Annotated in this window: 14 protein-coding genes; 6 read left to right on the top strand and 8 right to left on the bottom strand. The window is 37.4% G+C overall.

All coding sequences use genetic code 11. The features are described 5' to 3' along the window. Positions 1-26 precede the first annotated feature (26 nt). Together ftsH and rsfS are read right to left on the bottom strand one after the other, a co-directional pair. On the bottom strand, positions 27-2,102 hold the full coding sequence (gene ftsH, locus AC6CHH_RS09565; RefSeq protein ID WP_498282197.1) for an ATP-dependent zinc metalloprotease FtsH: 2,076 nt from the start codon (positions 2,100-2,102) through the stop codon (positions 27-29). Between the two features lie 33 nt (positions 2,103-2,135). Continuing rightward, complete coding sequence (gene rsfS, locus AC6CHH_RS09560) at positions 2,136-2,510, bottom strand: ribosome silencing factor (RefSeq protein ID WP_498282195.1); 375 nt, start codon at positions 2,508-2,510, stop codon at positions 2,136-2,138. A 50-nt stretch (positions 2,511-2,560) separates the two neighbouring features. Here rsfS and AC6CHH_RS09555 point away from each other — a divergent pair, with 50 nt between their 5' ends. From AC6CHH_RS09555 to gloA2, 6 genes are all read left to right on the top strand, one after another. Next, positions 2,561-3,340, top strand: coding sequence for a biotin--[acetyl-CoA-carboxylase] ligase (locus AC6CHH_RS09555; protein ID WP_498282194.1), 780 nt, complete (start codon positions 2,561-2,563; stop codon positions 3,338-3,340). 98 nt (positions 3,341-3,438) lie between these two features. Next, on the top strand, positions 3,439-3,891 hold the full coding sequence (locus AC6CHH_RS09550; RefSeq protein WP_498282192.1) for a protein-disulfide reductase DsbD domain-containing protein: 453 nt from the start codon (positions 3,439-3,441) through the stop codon (positions 3,889-3,891). Between the two features lie 78 nt (positions 3,892-3,969). Then, positions 3,970-5,685 (top strand): protein-disulfide reductase DsbD family protein, encoded by a 1,716-nt coding sequence (locus AC6CHH_RS09545; RefSeq protein ID WP_498282190.1) that lies wholly within the window; start codon positions 3,970-3,972, stop codon positions 5,683-5,685. Positions 5,686-5,737: 52 nt separating this feature from the next. Continuing rightward, positions 5,738-6,712: a 6-phosphofructokinase gene (gene pfkA / locus AC6CHH_RS09540; RefSeq protein ID WP_498282188.1), complete on the top strand. Its 975-nt coding sequence runs from the start codon at positions 5,738-5,740 to the stop codon at positions 6,710-6,712. A gap of 224 nt (positions 6,713-6,936) precedes the next feature. Then, positions 6,937-8,241 (top strand): UDP-N-acetylmuramoyl-tripeptide--D-alanyl-D-alanine ligase, encoded by a 1,305-nt coding sequence (locus AC6CHH_RS09535; protein WP_498282186.1) that lies wholly within the window; start codon positions 6,937-6,939, stop codon positions 8,239-8,241. Continuing rightward, on the top strand, positions 8,242-8,631 hold the full coding sequence (gene gloA2, locus AC6CHH_RS09530) for an SMU1112c/YaeR family gloxylase I-like metalloprotein (protein ID WP_498282184.1): 390 nt from the start codon (positions 8,242-8,244) through the stop codon (positions 8,629-8,631). On the opposite strand, the gene AC6CHH_RS09525 is transcribed toward gloA2, so the two are convergent. The 6 genes from AC6CHH_RS09525 to AC6CHH_RS09500 form a co-directional block, all read right to left on the bottom strand. Then, positions 8,619-9,074: an RrF2 family transcriptional regulator gene (locus AC6CHH_RS09525; protein WP_498282182.1), complete on the bottom strand. Its 456-nt coding sequence runs from the start codon at positions 9,072-9,074 to the stop codon at positions 8,619-8,621. The two genes, gloA2 and AC6CHH_RS09525, sit on opposite strands and share 13 nt — an antisense overlap. A gap of 50 nt (positions 9,075-9,124) precedes the next feature. Then, the gene (gene pafA, locus AC6CHH_RS09520; protein ID WP_498282180.1) at positions 9,125-10,765 is read right to left on the bottom strand and encodes an alkaline phosphatase PafA; all 1,641 of its coding nucleotides are present in this window, start codon (positions 10,763-10,765) and stop codon (positions 9,125-9,127) included. A gap of 16 nt (positions 10,766-10,781) precedes the next feature. Further along, positions 10,782-13,583 (bottom strand): excinuclease ABC subunit UvrA, encoded by a 2,802-nt coding sequence (gene uvrA / locus AC6CHH_RS09515; protein WP_498282178.1) that lies wholly within the window; start codon positions 13,581-13,583, stop codon positions 10,782-10,784. An 84-nt stretch (positions 13,584-13,667) separates the two neighbouring features. Next, positions 13,668-14,789: a cytochrome-c peroxidase gene (locus AC6CHH_RS09510; protein ID WP_498282176.1), complete on the bottom strand. Its 1,122-nt coding sequence runs from the start codon at positions 14,787-14,789 to the stop codon at positions 13,668-13,670. Positions 14,790-14,800: 11 nt separating this feature from the next. Then, the gene (locus AC6CHH_RS09505) at positions 14,801-16,303 is read right to left on the bottom strand and encodes a DUF6850 family outer membrane beta-barrel protein (RefSeq protein WP_498282174.1); all 1,503 of its coding nucleotides are present in this window, start codon (positions 16,301-16,303) and stop codon (positions 14,801-14,803) included. Between the two features lies 1 nt (position 16,304). After that, on the bottom strand, positions 16,305-17,504 hold the full coding sequence (locus tag AC6CHH_RS09500) for a DUF4876 domain-containing protein (protein WP_498282172.1): 1,200 nt from the start codon (positions 17,502-17,504) through the stop codon (positions 16,305-16,307). Position 17,505 lies beyond the last annotated feature (1 nt).

Below are 17,505 nucleotides of genomic sequence, written 5' to 3'. Positions count from 1 at the left end.
ACCATATCTGTTTTGTTAAATTCAATTTATTCTGGTTCAGAGGTTTTTGGAACCTCTGCATTTGCCTTCAAATCCTCTTGATCAGTTGTCGTAGGTAGATCAAGTTCCGTTTGCGGAACTCCACCCCCATCTGCTCCACCGTTAACAAATTCTTCGTACGTTGTTTTCTTATCAAATGGACGTTTTCCTAATATTTCCTCTAAATCTGCTTGAAATAAAATTTCCTTTTCTAGCAATTTTTCAGCAATCTTAATTAACCCGTCTTGTTTCTCTAACAATAAAGTTTTTGTTCTCTCGTAAACCTCTGAGATTAAAATTCTAACCTCATCGTCGATAAGTTCGGCTGTTTGATCAGAATAGGGTTTCTGGAATTGGCTCTCGCTAGAACTATCTCTAAAGGACACGTTTCCTACTTTATGATTCATACCATAAACAGCAGTCATTGCATAAGCTAATTTGGTAATACGTTCCAAATCATTTTGAGCGCCCGTACTAATCCTTCCAAAAGTAATGTCTTCAGCAACACGTCCTCCCATGGTCATACACATACTGTCAATAAGTTGTTCAGTGGTGTATAGGAACTGCTCTTTTGGCAGATATTGTGCATACCCTAAGGCAGCAACTCCACGGGGAACAATCGAGACTTTCACCAATGGATCAGCATGTTCTAAAAACCAACCAGAAATAGCATGACCCGCCTCGTGGTAGGCAACAATTTTTTTCTCCTCAGGGGATATAATCTTATTTTTCTTTTCAAGTCCTCCAATTACTCGGTCAACGGCATCTTGAAAATCTTGCATCTCAATTGCTTTTTTATTTTTTCGGGCAGCAATTAGCGCCGCCTCGTTACAAACATTGGCAATTTCTGCTCCTGCAAAACCAGGGGTTTGTGCTGAAAGTTTTTTAGCATCTACCTCCTCGGCAAGTTTTAGCGGTTTCAAATGGACATTAAAAATTTGTTCACGACCAACTAAATCCGGCTTATCAATGGACACCTGTCTATCGAAGCGTCCGGGACGTAATAAAGCACTATCCAAAACATCTAGACGATTGGTTGCAGCAAGGATTATAACCCCTACGTTTGTCCCAAAACCATCCATTTCGACTAACAATTGATTTAAAGTATTCTCACGTTCATCATTTCCACCCATTACAGAATTCTTACCTCGGGCACGCCCAATGGCATCAATCTCATCAATGAAAATAATACATGGAGCCTTCTCTTTTGCTTGCTTAAACAAATCGCGTACTCGTGATGCTCCAACTCCCACAAACATTTCCACAAAATCAGAACCTGAAAGCGAGAAAAACGGAACTTGAGCCTCACCTGCCACAGCCTTGGCTAATAAAGTTTTACCCGTACCTGGAGGGCCTACAAGCAATGCTCCCTTTGGAATTTTACCTCCTAGATCGGTATATTTTTTTGGGTTTTTAAGGAAATCCACAATTTCCATTACCTCTTGTTTAGCTTCTTCCAACCCAGCTACATCGTTAAATGTAATATTAATTGAAGATTCCTTATCAAAAAGCTGAGCTTTAGATTTACCTATATTAAATAAAGCTCCTCCTCCACCGGCTCCACCTCCATTCATTCTTCGCATAAGGAAAATCCAAATTGCAGCAAGTATCAATAAAGGTAACATAAAGGAAACGAACCATCCAGCCCATGGGTTAGTACGATCTTGGTAAGAAGCCTCAACTCTTGGTTGATCTGCTGGCAGACTATCCTGAGAAGAAGTTAATTTCTTTTGCAGAATATCTGCTGACGCCTCAGTAAATCTAAATTGGGGGTTGTCCTTGGAGGAAATAAACAAAGGGTTCTCATTCTTTGAAATATCTTTATATTTTTCCTGATCTAATTTATCCGCTTTAATGTATACCTCGACTTCAACCAGGTCATTTGTTTTATAAGCAATAAGCTTCTCGACATCCCCAGGAATGAGCATTTTTGATTCAAACTCATTGTATGTGATTTTTGTGGCAGATTCTCCACTAAACAGATATTGAAGGCCTAAAAAGCCAACTATCATAGCAATCCAAAGCCAAATCATATTAAATTTAGGTGGCATTGGCGTAATTTTTTTACTCGGGACTTTCTTCATTTATAACTCTTAAACTACGTTTCTTTCTTATTATTAAGCACTTTGATAATTGCTTACTTGCGCATCACCCCATAGATCTTCTATGCGATAATGCTCGCGTGTTTCCGTTTTAAATATGTGTACAACAACGTCCACATAATCTAACAAAATCCACTCTCCATTTCCTGCACCTTCCTTGTGCCATGAATCTAATTGAAATGCCTTGTAAACTTCATCTTCTACACTTTTTGCAATCGCATTGACTTGCACGTTTGAATCGGCATGGCAGATCACAAAATAATCAGATAAAGCACCGTTAACTTCTCGCATATCCAACCTCACTATATCGTTGCCTTTTTTTTCTTGCATTCCGTGGATCACCACATCTGCCAACTTCTCTGACAACGAAGTATTTTTATTTTTACTCATTAAGATTTATTATACTTTTGACTAATAAATTACTATAAAAATATTATCCTTTGCAAAATAACACATTTTCCGCAGATTCACTAAGCCAAAACATAATTGTTTTAGACGAAGTTGGCTCTACCAATGATTATTTAAAATCTAAATTGTCAAATTTCAAGCCACTACCAGAATTAACTGCCATAATGGCAATCAACCAAACTCACGGAAGAGGTCAGCGAGGAAATATCTGGCATTCCCAAGCAAACACAAACCTTACCTTTAGCACATTGCTCTATCCTACTTTTCTGCAAACTCACGAGCATTTCATACTGAATGTATTAATCAGCTTGGCTACTTTGGATTGGCTTAAAACTCAAAAAATACAGGCGAAGATAAAATGGCCAAATGATATCATGATCTCCAACAAAAAAATTGCAGGAATCTTGATTGAGAATAACCTATCCGGACAGGTAATTCGTCAATCTATAATAGGAATAGGTATCAACGTAAATCAAATGGATTTCCCCATTGAAATCCAAAATACAGCCAGCTCAATAAAAAAAGAAACTGGACTATCTATTGTTGATCTTAAAATGGCTTGCTTAGAACTTTGCTTAGCAATTGCCAATAGAATTACATCCTTAAGATTACAACAAACCACACCAGATGATCTGTTGCAGGAGTATAACATGTTGCTGTTTCAAAAGGATAAAATGGCATCATATTCATCCAATAATACGATCTTTCAAGCTAAGTTAAGCAAGGTAGAAAAGGATGGGAGCCTAGTCCTTATTCGAGAGGGTAATGCCTTAACTTTTAGATCTAAAGAAGTTGTATTCATTTTGCAATAAAAAGGATACAACTTAACTTTTTACTATTTATAATATTAACTTTGGCCTGAAGTTAAACTATTGTTTACTAATAAAGTCAAATTAAAAAAAGGTTTTTTATGAAAAAAATAAATCTATTAATTACATGTTTAGTTCTCTTTGTTTCCGGGGCATTTGCACAGGTTGAAAATCCTGTAAAATGGTCAGTAGGCTTTAAAAAACTTAACAGTAAAGAAGCAGTTATCTTATTAAAAGCTGATATTGAACAAGGATGGCATATTTATGGGTTAAGTGTTCCTAAAGGAGGTCCGATTTCGACATCCTTTACCTTCACGCCAGCAAATGGTGCTAAGGTGGAAGGCAAAACTGCTTCAAAAGCACCTAATACAAAATTTGAGGATGTCTTTAACATGACTGTTCCTTATTATAACGGACAAGTAGTTTTCCAACAAAAGGTTAAGCTAGTTAATAATAAACCAACCATGGTTAAGGGTGTAGCTACTTTCATGGCTTGTGACAAAGAACGTTGTTTGCCACCTGACGAATATGAATTTGCCGTTACTATAAAATAGTAACTAAAAAATATTCAATAAAAAAAAGCAGGGCAAACCCTGCTTTTTTATTAAGTTTGGCGCAATAAAAATCTTCGTATGTATAGTTTAAAAAATGCATTTTTTGCCATCTGTTGGCTTTTTATTATTTTAATTACTCCCCTTTCTGGATTCTCTCAAGATACACTTATTAATATTGATGACGTAGAGTTTAGTTCTGGCGAATCAACGAGTCAAGAAATTTCAGAAGACACTTTGATTGATTTTCAAGATGTTGAATTCTCCGCTGGTATTGATACCTCATCCCAAGACACAATTGCTGCAAATAAAGCCCAAGACATAGGAACAACGGAGTCTAAGGAGGGTTCGTCTTTGTGGGGAATTTTTATTGAAGGCCTTTTGGGCGGATTTTTAGCCTTTTTAATGCCTTGTATTTTTCCAATGGTTCCTTTAACGGTCAGCTTCTTTACCAAAAAATCAGCGTCAAAGTTAAAAGCCGTTTCTCAAGCATTAACCTACGGGCTATTTATCATTGTCATTTATGTGGCTTTAGGAATGCTGATAACTATAGCATTTGGACCCGAAGCATTAAATGCGCTATCCACCAATGGTGTATTCAATTTCTTCTTTTTCCTTATGCTTGTATTTTTCGCTGCCTCCTTCTTCGGAGCATTTGAAATTACATTACCAAGCGCTTTTGTGAATAAGATCGATGCCAAATCAGATAAAGGTGGACTGGTTGGATACTTTTTCATGGCAGCTAGTTTAGCTGTTGTTTCATTTTCATGTACTGGTCCTATTATTGGAACCGTATTGGTAAATGCAGCCATCAAGGGCGATCGGTTAGGTCCAGCCATTGCAATGTTCGGATTTTCATTTGCTTTAGCTATCCCATTTGTTCTATTTGCGATGTTTCCCACCCTACTTAGGTCTATGCCTAAATCAGGTGGTTGGTTAAACAGTGTTAAAGTTGTATTGGGTTTCTTGGAACTAGCATTAGCACTAAAATTCCTTTCCAATGTAGATCTAGCCTATAATTGGCAGCTTCTTGATCGAGAAGTCTATCTTTCATTATGGATCGTGATTTTTGGTTTGATGGGCTTATATTTGATTGGTAAAATCAAATTTGCTCATGATAGTGATTTGAAACACATGAGCGTCCCTAGAACTATTATTACCATTATTGTGTTCTCTTTTGTTGTATACATGATCCCAGGAATGTGGGGAGCCCCTTTAAAAGCGATTTCAGCATTTCTGCCTCCCATTGGAACTCAAGATTTTGATATAGCGAATGGCCAAATTGGAACCGCTCACAATATCTCTGCAGAGGCGAATAACAGGAAACATTTTAAGCACTTCCATGACCGAGCAACGATCAAAGGAATGGATCCTTATTATGATTATCAAGAAGCATTAGTTGCAGCAAAGGAGCAAAACAAACCCCTGCTTGTTGATTTTACGGGATGGAATTGCGTGAATTGTCGAAAAATGGAAGCGGATGTATGGTCTGATCCAGGAATCAAACAAATGATTAATGAAAAGTTCATTTTAGCTGAACTCTACGTTGATGATTATGATTTGAAGCTCCCGCCGGAAGAACAATATATCTCGCAAACCACCGGTAAAAAAATAAATACTGTTGGTAGGATGAATACTGATTTTCAAATCACAAGATTTAACAGTAATTCACAACCTCTCTATGCAATCTTAGATAATAATGAGGAATTATTAGTGCCGACGAGCGGAGCCAACTATAACATCGATCAATATAGAGCATACCTGCAATCCGCTTTAGATGCTTACCAAAAAAAATAATGTTTGTAACACTAATTTAGAAAGCAATTAAGTAATTCGGTATATTTGACATATGAGCACCATAAAAAACATTGCAGTATTGACTTCAGGAGGAGACTCTCCTGGAATGAATGCCGCTATTCGCGCCGTAATCAGAACAGGTATATATCACGGAATGAACATGTATGGTATCCGTAGAGGATATGACGGATTGGTTCAAGGGGATATTTGTCCGATGGATGCTAAATCCGTCGCCAACATTATTCAAAGAGGTGGAACCATCTTAAAAACAGCAAGAAGTGATGAATTTAGGACTGTTGAAGGCAGAAAAACGGCTTATGAAAATTTACTAAAACTCAACATTGACGCCTTAGTAGTTATCGGTGGTGATGGAACATTTACAGGAGCATCAAAATTTATTGAAGAATTTGATATTCCAATTATAGGGTTGCCTGGCACAATTGATAATGATCTAAGTGGAACAGACTTTACTATAGGATACGATACAGCTATCAATACGGTTATAGATGCTGTCGATAAAATTAGGGATACAGCGGAATCTCATGATCGTTTATTCGTTGTTGAGGTAATGGGAAGAGACTCAGGTTTAATAGCGTTACGTTCGGGCATAAGTACGGGCGCGGAAGCTGTTTTAATACCCGAACTAGAAGTCGATTATGATTCTATAATGAAACGTTTAGACAAATCCAGAAAAAATAAGTCTTCTCGCATTGTTATCGTTGCCGAAGGAGATAAAGAAGGCGGAATGGTTGTAGCAGAAAAAATACAAGCAAATTTCCCTTCCTACGATGTTCGTCTTTCTATATTGGGGCACATTCAACGTGGTGGAAAACCAACCTGTATGGACCGAGTATTAGCGAGTCGTCTAGGAGTGGCAGCTGTTGAGGGTTTAATAGAAGGTCGCAGGGGAGAAATGGCAGGCTTGATCTGTGGAAGTGTTCAATTCACTCCGTTCTCTAAAGCAATCAAACATATTGATAGAGTAAATTCGGATCTGACTAGGATTGTCGAGATACTTTCCTTGTAATTCAGCCAAAATAAAAGACGAAATCCAGATTTATCAAAATCTGGATTTCGTCTTTTATGAGATTACATAAATTGAATACCTCAGTCAAAAGGTCCCTTCTGTTTTTAAAATTATGACTTCCATAAATTTCGATGAGATCTACACTCAAATAATTCTGAGCTAAAATCAGTTAGTGGTGTTTTATTTATCTTAATTGCTTGTTACCTTTGTTAAAAAATCAAACGATGCATATAGTCGATCTCTACCACATATATCAGAAGCACCCAAATATCTGTACCGATACCAGGTCAATCACTCAAGACTGTATATTCTTTGCCCTAAAAGGAGAATCCTTTAATGGCAATCAATTTGCAGCCGATGCTTTAAATCTCGGAGCAAAGTATGTCGTAGTAGATCAGCAAGAATATTATTTAGATAAACCAAATTACATTCTTGTAGATGATGTCTTAACTTGTTTGCAGGAACTTGCTAAATATCATAGGAAACAGCTGACTATTCCAGTAATTGGGATCACCGGAACAAACGGAAAAACTACAAGCAAAGAATTAATATTCAGTGTAGTTTCTCAGAAATACAACGCATTTTGTACAAAAGGAAACCTTAACAATCATATTGGTGTACCACTTTCAATCCTTTCCTTAACAAGGGAAACCGAAATAGCAGTCATTGAAATGGGCGCAAATCATGTAAATGAAATAGCTTCTTTATGTGAAATTTCACAGCCTACCCATGGATTAATAACCAATGTGGGCATCGCTCATCTAGAAGGTTTTGGTTCATTTGAAGGAGTAATAAAAGCTAAAGGTGAGCTCTATGATTACTTGCTTGCTCACCAAGGTTGGGCATTTATACAAGGTGATAATACACATCTAATGCGCATGGCTAAACAAAGAAATCTGCAAAAAACTACCTATTATGGTTCCTCTGAGGAAAATTCAGTAATAGGTAAACTAAATTACGCGAACCCTTATTTAAGTATTTTCTGGAAACAATCAGCCGAAGCGGAACCTTATGAAGTTTCAACAAAATTAACTGGAACTTATAACACCGAAAATATACTCGCTGCAATTGCAATTGGTTTACATTTCAATATAAGTGCAGAACAAATCAATACAGGTATTGCGCAATATACCCCTCAGAATAACAGATCGCAAATTACCAAAACCCCAAACAATACTTTGATTGCTGATTATTACAACGCAAACGCAAGTAGTATGGAAGCCGCACTTCAGAATTTATCCGTAGTGCAGGCTGATAAAAAAGTTGCTATTCTGGGCGACATGTTTGAAATGGGCGATCAAAGCGAACAAGAACATAAGAAAGTGATAGAAAAAGCGAAGACCATTGGTGTAGACCGATTAATTTTTGTTGGAAAAGCTTTCTTTGCTCAGCGAGATTCACGAGCTGAATTTTACCAAAACACGCAGGAATTACTAGATCAACTAAGTCAAAACCCAATCAAAGGGTCTATGATTTTATTAAAAGCCTCCCGGGGTATGGCCTTTGAACAACTCGTAAAAGCGTTGTAAATGATTACGCTAAAGGGAATTCACCATGTTGCAATTATATGCAGCAATTACAAAATCTCGAAAGCATTCTATAGCCAGATATTAGGCTTAGAAATTATTCAAGAAGTTTATCGCGCTGAGTCAAACTCTTATAAACTTGATTTAGCTTGTCAAGGTCAATATTGTATTGAATTATTCTCCTTTGTTGAGGCTTTGGAACGCCCGAGTTACCCAGAGGCAGCTGGATTAAGACATCTTGCTTTTAAAGTTGAAAACATCCAATTGGAAAAGAAAAAGCTTGAGCAGCTGCAAATTATAGTAGAATCGATCCGGATTGACAAATCAACCAACAAAAAATTTACCTTCTTCAAGGACCCAGATGGATTACCAATTGAGCTCTATGAAATTTGATCTGGATTATCGTCCAAATTTAATTGCTTTTCTTTGTTAATTAAGTTGGAAACAGAGGTGTCATTCAAAATTTGAAGCATCGCATTGCGGACCTCAACAAATGTGTCTCGTATACCACAAGCATGCTCTTCTACACATTCCTCACAGGAACGATAAAAATTTAGACTTACACAAGGAAGTAGGGCAATCGGCCCATCGATTAAACGCATCACCTGAGAGAGGTAAATATCTTCAGGCGCTTTGTTCAGACTATAACCGCCACCTGCACCTTTTTTTGAATACAAAATACCGGCATTGCGCATTTCTAAAAGGATCTGCTCCAGAAATTTCTTAGGTATACGTTCCTCCTCTGCAATTTTTCCAATTTGCATAGGTTCATTCCCATAATTCCTGCCTAATACCATTAGGGCTTTAATTGCGTATTTTGTTTTCTTTGATAGCATAAGATAAGCTGATCTGGTCCTACTTCCTCAAAAATATGAAAAATTATAGACTAATTCCCTAATACCTCAACAATAGGTGAACCAATGGACCCGTTAGGCTCCATTATATGCAATAGAGAAGAAATAGTTGGTGCAATATCTGTAATACCTATGGATCGATTCGATTTACCTGGTTTGACACCCCATCCCATAAACAATAATGGTATATGAGAATCATAAGGTGTCCATGTTCCATGCGTTGTTCCAGTGGATCGAGGTGTCCCGTCATACCATTGAGGATCTGTAATTATTTGAATTGCTCCACTGCGTTTACGGTTGTAACCGTTGATTACCTTTTCTCGAAGAGCCTTGGGAATTAACAAATTTTCTCCGCCTTCCATATCCATGACATAGGCTATTCCATCCTCGTTTTTCAATGATTTAATAATGTATTCCTTTACTTCTTGTAGATCTAAATCATTCTGTTCAATCACATCATAGTTGAGGTGAACTTGGTAATTCATCAGGCTTCTAATTAATTTATCATGTCCAAATTCAACTTTTAAACTATCATTCAAATTTCTAAGAATTTGCCTAGAGAAAAAATACCCACCATTTCCTCTCATATCCATATAATAGCGAGAATTGTACGATGCGGCATGATCAGCCGTTAAGAAAAACGTATAATTTCCTTTTCCAACTGTTTTATCTAGGTAGGCTAAGAACTCAGCGAGTTCTTGATCAAGACGAAGGTATATATCTTCAATTTCCACAGAGGACAACGAATATCTGTGCCCTACATAATCAGTAGCTGAGAGGCTAACACATAAAAAATCCGTAGCATTTTTTGGGTTATTCCCCAATTGTTCGTTCTTAATTGCTTGCTTTGCGAAATCAAATGTCAACGTATTTCCGTAAGGCGTAGATTTTATTAATTCATACCCGGCATCTTTCATCAACAGAGATGTTTTTCTTGGAAAAGTTGGACTTTCTTCTCCGGCCCACTTTCCTTCATATACATTATCATCCTTGATGCTATTGCGATTATATGTATCTAATGGATAAAGTGTATTCCAGTCTTGTTTTAAATATTTGTCAGCAAGTTTTTGCTTATTAAACCCTGTAACCCACGCGGGTAATTCTTGCATATAATAAGAACTACTTACCCAATCTCCAGTCTTTGCTTCAAACCAATATGCTGCATCTGCAAAATGTCCAGCAGGTAGTATTCCTCCACGGTCTTTAATCGCAATTCCCACAACCTTTGAATTAAAATTAGTAGCCATTTTTAATTCATCTGTTACTGTTGAGGCTAATAAGTTTCTTGGGGATTGTTGTCCCATTTTAAGGTCTGTTCCGACGCCTTTCACTGTATTGTCTTGGGTACAATACATGGATAATCCCGTCTGTTGTTCGATCCAATCATTTCCAGCTATACCATGAATTGAGGGAACACTTCCAGTGTATACCGAACTATGGCCAATTGCTGTAAAAGTAGGTACATAATCTATCACTGTATTTTCACAGGAGAAACCCTCTCGCAATAGGCGTTTAAAACCGTCCTCCCCATAGCGATCAGCAAAGCGATACAAATAATCCCACCGCATTTGATCAACCATCAACCCTACGACAAGTTTCGGTCTTTCTACTTGAGCGCTAAGCAGCGTAAAACAAGACAGAAATAAAAATAATATACTATTTTTTTTAAGCATTTTAGGTAAATTATGATTATGAATTTAGGTGACGTTTCAAGAAATCACCTGTATATGAATTTTTACAATTGATTAAATCTTCAGGGGTTCCTGTGAAAACAAGTTCTCCTCCTTTTTCACCCCCCTCTGGCCCTATATCAATAATCCAATCCGCGGATTTAATCATATCTAGATTATGTTCTATAACCAAGACAGAATTTCCCAGTGCTATCAACGCATTAAATGCTTTAAGCAATTTGCTAATATCATGGAAATGCAATCCTGTGGTGGGTTCATCAAATATAAACAATGTTTTTTTTAGGTTATTTCCTTTGATGAGAAACGAGGCCAATTTTATACGTTGTGCCTCTCCTCCGGATAATGTACTCGAGGATTGTCCCAATTTTACATACCCTAAACCAACTTCTATTAAGGGCATTAATTTATTCAGAATTTTAGTTTGATCAGCAAAGAAAACAGCGGCCTCGTCTACACTTAAATCCAAAACATCTGCAACTGATTTCTCGTGATATTTGACGTCCAACACATGCTGTTTAAACCTTTTACCATCACATACCTCACAAGGCAAGGTAATGTCAGCCATGAATTGCATTTCGATCTTAACAGACCCTTCACCTTGACAATTCTCACAACGACCACCCTCCACATTAAAAGAGAAGGCGGAAGGTTTTAACCCATTCGCTTTTGCCGCAGGTAATGTCGAATAAAGTGAGCGGATTTCATCCCATGCTTTGACATAGGTTACTGGATTGGACCTTGTGGATCGTCCAATTGGGTTTTGATCGACCATTTCTACTTGCTCAATTTGGTCAATTGCTCCCTCAATCCCATCAAATAGACCTGTTTGTTCACCAGTGTAACTTCCTAATGTCTTCTGCAAAGCCGGATAAAGTATCTTTTTAACAAGCGATGTTTTACCCGACCCAGATACACCGGAAACTACAGTGAATATATGCAATGGAAAATCGACTGTTAATCCATTAAGATTGTTTTCCCTAGCACCCTTAATCTGAATACTTTCATTCCACTTCCTTCGTTTCTCAGGTACCTTTATTTGCAATTCGCCTGAAAGGTATTTACCTGTTAAACTGTCATTATCTGCTATAATTTGTTGATGCGTACCGGCAAAAACAAGTTCTCCACCGTTTACGCCTGCCTCAGGACCAATATCGATTAAGTAATCTGCTGCCTCCATCATCTCTTGTTCATGTTCAACAACAATAACCGTATTTCCAGCATCACGCAAAGATTTCAATACACCGATTAATTTCTGGGTATCACGAGGATGTAGCCCTATACTTGGTTCATCCAATACATATATCGAACCAACTAATGAGCTACCTAATGAAGTAGCCAAATTTATTCTTTGAGACTCACCGCCCGATAAACTGTTGCTAAGTCTATTCAAAGTCAAATAACTCAACCCTACATCACAAAGAAACTGAAGTCTATTTGTTATTTCGGACAGTAATCTCTTTGCGATCATTGACTCGGTATCGTCAAGTTTGATGTTCTGAAAAAGACTAAGTGCATGATCTAAAGGAAGTAAAACGATCTCATCAATAGAATGTCCATCGATTTTTACATACGTTGCATCTTTACGAAGCCTAGTTCCCTTACATTCCGGACAATTTGTCTTGCCTCTATAACGAGACAACATAACCCGATATTGAATTTTATAGGTTTGTTCTTCAAGCTCTGCAAAAAAAGCATTTAATCCGTCGAAATATTTATTCCCTTGCCAGAGTAGGTCTTGTTGATCTTTTGTTAAATCGTTATAAGCCCTATGAATAGGAAAATCAAATTTCAAGGCATTCTTAATCAGCTTATCTAGCCAAGCTCCCATTTTTTCACCACGCCAGGGTGCAATTGCTCCATCATAAATTGAACGACTCTTATCGGGAATAACCAAGTCAGGATCTATCCCTATCACCTTACCATAGCCTTCACAACGTTTGCACGCACCGTATGGATTGTTGAAACTAAAAAAATTGGAACTTGGTTCTTCAAATTGGATACCATCGAGTTCAAATTTATCTGAAAAGGAAAACTCTTCTTGGTTAACTTCGACTATACAAATCCCCTTTCCTTCAAAAAATGCAGTCTGCACAGAGTCACTTATTCGATTTATCGTATCCTGACCATGATCCAAAACAACCCGATCAATAACAACATGAATATCATCAGCTGTAAAATTGAAATTTTTGATGGATTTGTCTTCCAACAACGATTCGATCTTTTGAATGGTATCTTTAAATTTCACCCGAACAAACCCTTTTTGAAGCAAAAGAGACAGTTCTTCCTTTAACAGCCTGTTATTACTTGGGTTCAAAGGGCAATATATGGTGATTGTGGTATCTGCTTCATAAGACATTAATTTGTCCACAACCAAGCTTACCGTATCTCTACGCACCTGCTTTCCTGAGATAGGAGAGAAAGTACGTCCAATCCGGGCATACAATAGCTTTAAGTAATCATAAATTTCTGTTGAAGTCCCTACTGTTGATCTGGGGTTACTTGAGATAACCTTTTGCTCAATTGCAATTGCCGGAGCTATTCCTTTAATATAATCTACATCAGGTTTATTCATCCTACCCATAAACTGACGGGCGTAAGAAGAAAGACTTTCTACATATCTACGTTGACCTTCTGCATAAAGGGTATCGAAGGCTAATGATGATTTACCAGATCCTGACATTCCGGTAATAACGACCAACTTATTCTTGGGAATATCAACATCAATATTCTTTAGATTATTAACACGGGCACCTTTAATTTGAATGTGAGTCTTGGGTGTAAGAATTGCATTTTTTAGCATAACTTTCAAAGTTATACAAATCTGTCCAAAAACACATCCCTCTATTTAGAATTAAATTAACAGACTACAACATAGTTACAAAATTTACCTCGGCAACTTCTCTGGACGGGCCATCCGGTATTTTGATCCTGTAATCGTCTCCAGAAAGGCTGCAACCTGTTGAATCTCTTCTCTGGAGAGATCAAGCTTTTTCATCAAGGGATCTGTATGAGGATGCATTGGATCAGCCATCTGCTGTGCGTTTTTCGGGTTGGTTATAACCATTCCGCTGTTATACATATTAAGTATTCCAATCATGTTATCAAACAAGCCGTTGTGCATCCATGGTCCTGTATTCATGATATCACGTAAAGAAGGGGTTCTAAACTTACCAACATCTGAAGGATTTTTTGTCACCTCATATCGTCCCAAATCTTCATATTTACGTTTGTAATAAGTCAAACCAATATTATGAAATTTCTCATCGGTAAAGTACTTCCCATTATGACAATTCATACAACGAGCCTTGGTTCGGAACAAATGCAGACCAGCCAGTTCCTTATCATTAATTGCTTGATAGTCGCCGTCTAAAAATTGGTCAAATCGACTTCTGCGACTCGTAAGAGTTCTCTGGAAACTTCCAAGGGCAGAAACAATTTCGGGCATGGAAAAATCATCTTCACCAAAGGCCTTCAAAAATAGCTCGCGATAAGCTGGAATTGCTTTCAGTTTAGGAACCAATTTCGTTAAATCCATCGCCATTTCATTATGTGCTTCGATCGGGCTGAGTGCCTGTTCTTCTATTGAATGGGCTCTTCCATCCCAAAACATTGACTTCCGTTCTGCCACATTTAGTAGAGATAACGTATTGCGGGTTCCTACTAGATGATCATTTCCAACAGGTACAGTTGAATGGTCAGCCCAAGATGTTTGCGGATTATGACATGAACTACAAGAAATTTGATTTGAACCAGATAGTATTGGATCAAAGAACAATAGCTTTCCCAAAACGACTTTTGGTTGTTCCATCATAGAGAAATAACTTGTATCTAATTTTTTGATAGATTCAAACTCTTTCCAAATGACTCCCGAATCAATGGTCGGTTTTGGCCAAAGATGCGTCGGTTTACTATACATTGCACGTAAGTCTTGAATGTTGTTGCTTAGAAATGCGGTACTAAGTATGCTGAAACCTATCGCTAATGCTATAAAAAACCCTCTCTTCATTATTTTTTATCTTAAAATACCAATCCTAAGCTGACATTAAACATTTCTTGATTTATCTTCCATGTCTTTTGCATCTGTAAACTCAAAAATGGTTTAATTTCTTTTGTTACCGTAAAATCATAACGCCCTTGAACAAACAAGCTAAAAGGCTCAGCTATTAGATATTGATTATTTAATATCAATAAATCTGTCAGTCCTGTGCTCGGTTTTGTTCCAGAAAAATAAGACTCTTGTTGAATTACCTTTTCCTTTTTCAAATTTAAACTAAATCCCAATAAGCCGCTATTAATTTCCTTAAGAAATTGTCCTTGCATCCCAAAGGTCATCTTATCAACCGCTTGTTCTCTAAAAGGAGAAAGATATTGTTCTTTGAATGGAGTATAGGAAACATAAGGTTTGAGTGACCAATTGGACCTGCCCAGAAAGGCCTCTAACTGATAGTTAAAATTATAATATCGATACGAAGACAGTTCAGAAATTTTCTCGTATCCAATATCGTTTCCTTGGTTACTGAATAACCCTTCGATCCCCTTTTTTGTCTGCAAATTAAGTGCTCCTAAAAAACCATATCTAAATCCATTATTCTCAGCAGAATAACCCAGACGACTCTCGAGATAATGATCCATCCAATCATTACTGTGATCTCTGGATTTCAATAAGATCCGGTATCCATTGAACCATTTCCATCCAATGTGTGCAAACCAACCCTTATTTCTTTTAGGAACCAAGGACAAGCTGGCCTCAGCCCCAGTGAGTTCGTAAAGGATTGCATCATTCGTATCAGAAAAACCTGAAAGTAAACTATTATAACTGCCTAACCCATTTAAATAAACCACTGGAGGTCTCCCTAGCACATTTACAAATTTTAGCAAGTTTCTTTGTTTATAATATCGAAATCCAATAGTTCCACTCAGAACATAATCTGAGAAAAGCTGATAAGCCCCCCCTGCCCTTAGGTGTAGATCAGATGAATTATTATTTGGTCTAGGATCCACTTTTCGATGGGATAAATTCGCTTTATAACCTCCTTGGAGGCCATAGGTCCAACGTTTAATTTCCTTAGCAATCCCTCCTGAGAATTGATACGTCTCAGAAAATAAATCGCCTCCAACAGAGTCGGAAGTTACATAAGGAAAAACAAGATTATAATCAGAGGTTTCATTAAACCGTACCTGTTTGGACTTATAGTTCTCATAAGTTGCCTCCCCCCAAACTGTATAATCATCAAAAGTGTTATTCTGGTAAGAGCTCGTTGTGATCTTAAAACCTTGGTCTCCTTTACCTAATTGTTGATTGTAAACTTCTTTATTTTCATATCGATACGAGATATCCACTGGTGTAGCAGAATATTGGTGCAGATAGGGCTGTAAAGCAGGCGTTTTATAAAAGCTGTTTCTAACAGCTTGTATTTGATCCGTTCGCTCCACAATAGCACTATATGAAGTTGAATCTTGAGCCCTCAATGAAATGCAGGAGCAACATGCTATCAAACCAATGGATATCGTCCTTAACATATTATTTCATTAGGGATGCCTTAACAGCTGGCGTAAAATCATCTGAAGAATTGTTATTGTCCTTAAGAAGAGGTTTACCGTTCGCTAGTTCTCCTAAGGATTTACGAATCACGGCTTTGCCATATCTTTCATCATCGCTTTTTAGCATACCTGCATAACTCCAACCCATGTCTAAAGCTGGGGAGGTAACAATCCATTCAAAACCAGATTTAACAGAAAGATTTACCGCGTCAATAACCAATGAATTAGGGATTTTATAGGAGTCAAAACTTAAAGTTGTGCCTAGAGCTGTTTGATAGCTATACGAATATGTATTATTTGCTTTAAACGTTTCTATGTCCTGATTTTCTGGTAATCTACCCATAATATAAGCCGTATATCCCTGGTTATGCATCAACATATTCCCTGAAATATTAATAGCGTTTACCACGTCTGGGTTATCAACATTAATAGAACCAATAAGCTCTATTTCCAAATCTGCTTGACGAAGGTCAAAAGAAAGTGGATTGGATTCGGTATGGTCTATCGCGTTATTTGCTATAACGAAATCCTCTCCTGGCAGAACAGGAAATTCCTGACCGGAACCTGGAACCAATATAATCTCATTTGAAGAAAAAGCCTCGTTCATGATATCAGGAGTATACAATCGTTTGGTAATGGTCAAAAAGTCCGATTGTGCAATAAAAATCCCGTCGGCATACAGGGTATCCATAGAATTATTATGAAGAATAATGTATTTATCTCCATTGTATTTTTTTCCTTCTGGAGTTAAGGTACCTGTAAAGAACAGCTCCTCAAAAACGAAATCTGCAGAAGGATCAGATAAGAACAATTCGAGTCCAATGCTGGTTGCATCTGAATTTATATCAATTCCTGATTTCATCGCATTTACCTGAATTGATTTTGAATCACCTCCCTCTTCTGTGAAAGTAATATCACCACTCAATGATGCTGTATAATTACCATAAGGAACATTCGTAATGGCTGAATCCCGGCCTTGTGGGATCTCGATCACTGAAGAAACACCTGAATTACTCTCCTTCAAGGTGACCTTTATATTACTAAGTTCGTAGGTGCCTTGTAGATTTGATTTATCTAGGTGTACAATTAAATCCGACTTTGAGATCAGAAATTTGTCTTTCATACAGGCAGAAAGTGAAAAGACGATGAGTCCAAGCAACAAAAATTTATACTTTTTCATA

The organism is Sphingobacterium sp. GQ94, assembly GCF_059758715.1.
Note: the sequence above shows the minus strand (reverse complement) of the source record. Positions and strands in the feature narration are given on the sequence as shown.

What these genes read in the sequence shown, in the direction of transcription:
- ftsH (WP_498282197.1), bottom strand. Translation starts at nt 2,102, where the DNA reads ATGAAGAAAGTCCCGAGTAAAAAAATTACGCCAATGCCACCTAAATTT.
- rsfS (WP_498282195.1), bottom strand. Translation starts at nt 2,510, where the DNA reads ATGAGTAAAAATAAAAATACTTCGTTGTCAGAGAAGTTGGCAGATGTG.
- AC6CHH_RS09550 (WP_498282192.1), top strand. Translation starts at nt 3,439, where the DNA reads ATGAAAAAAATAAATCTATTAATTACATGTTTAGTTCTCTTTGTTTCC.
- AC6CHH_RS09545 (WP_498282190.1), top strand. Translation starts at nt 3,970, where the DNA reads ATGTATAGTTTAAAAAATGCATTTTTTGCCATCTGTTGGCTTTTTATT.
- pfkA (WP_498282188.1), top strand. Translation starts at nt 5,738, where the DNA reads ATGAGCACCATAAAAAACATTGCAGTATTGACTTCAGGAGGAGACTCT.
- AC6CHH_RS09535 (WP_498282186.1), top strand. Translation starts at nt 6,937, where the DNA reads ATGCATATAGTCGATCTCTACCACATATATCAGAAGCACCCAAATATC.
- gloA2 (WP_498282184.1), top strand. Translation starts at nt 8,242, where the DNA reads ATGATTACGCTAAAGGGAATTCACCATGTTGCAATTATATGCAGCAAT.
- AC6CHH_RS09525 (WP_498282182.1), bottom strand. Translation starts at nt 9,074, where the DNA reads ATGCTATCAAAGAAAACAAAATACGCAATTAAAGCCCTAATGGTATTA.
- pafA (WP_498282180.1), bottom strand. Translation starts at nt 10,765, where the DNA reads ATGCTTAAAAAAAATAGTATATTATTTTTATTTCTGTCTTGTTTTACG.
- uvrA (WP_498282178.1), bottom strand. Translation starts at nt 13,583, where the DNA reads ATGCTAAAAAATGCAATTCTTACACCCAAGACTCACATTCAAATTAAA.
- AC6CHH_RS09510 (WP_498282176.1), bottom strand. Translation starts at nt 14,789, where the DNA reads ATGAAGAGAGGGTTTTTTATAGCATTAGCGATAGGTTTCAGCATACTT.
- AC6CHH_RS09505 (WP_498282174.1), bottom strand. Translation starts at nt 16,303, where the DNA reads ATGTTAAGGACGATATCCATTGGTTTGATAGCATGTTGCTCCTGCATT.
- AC6CHH_RS09500 (WP_498282172.1), bottom strand. Translation starts at nt 17,504, where the DNA reads ATGAAAAAGTATAAATTTTTGTTGCTTGGACTCATCGTCTTTTCACTT.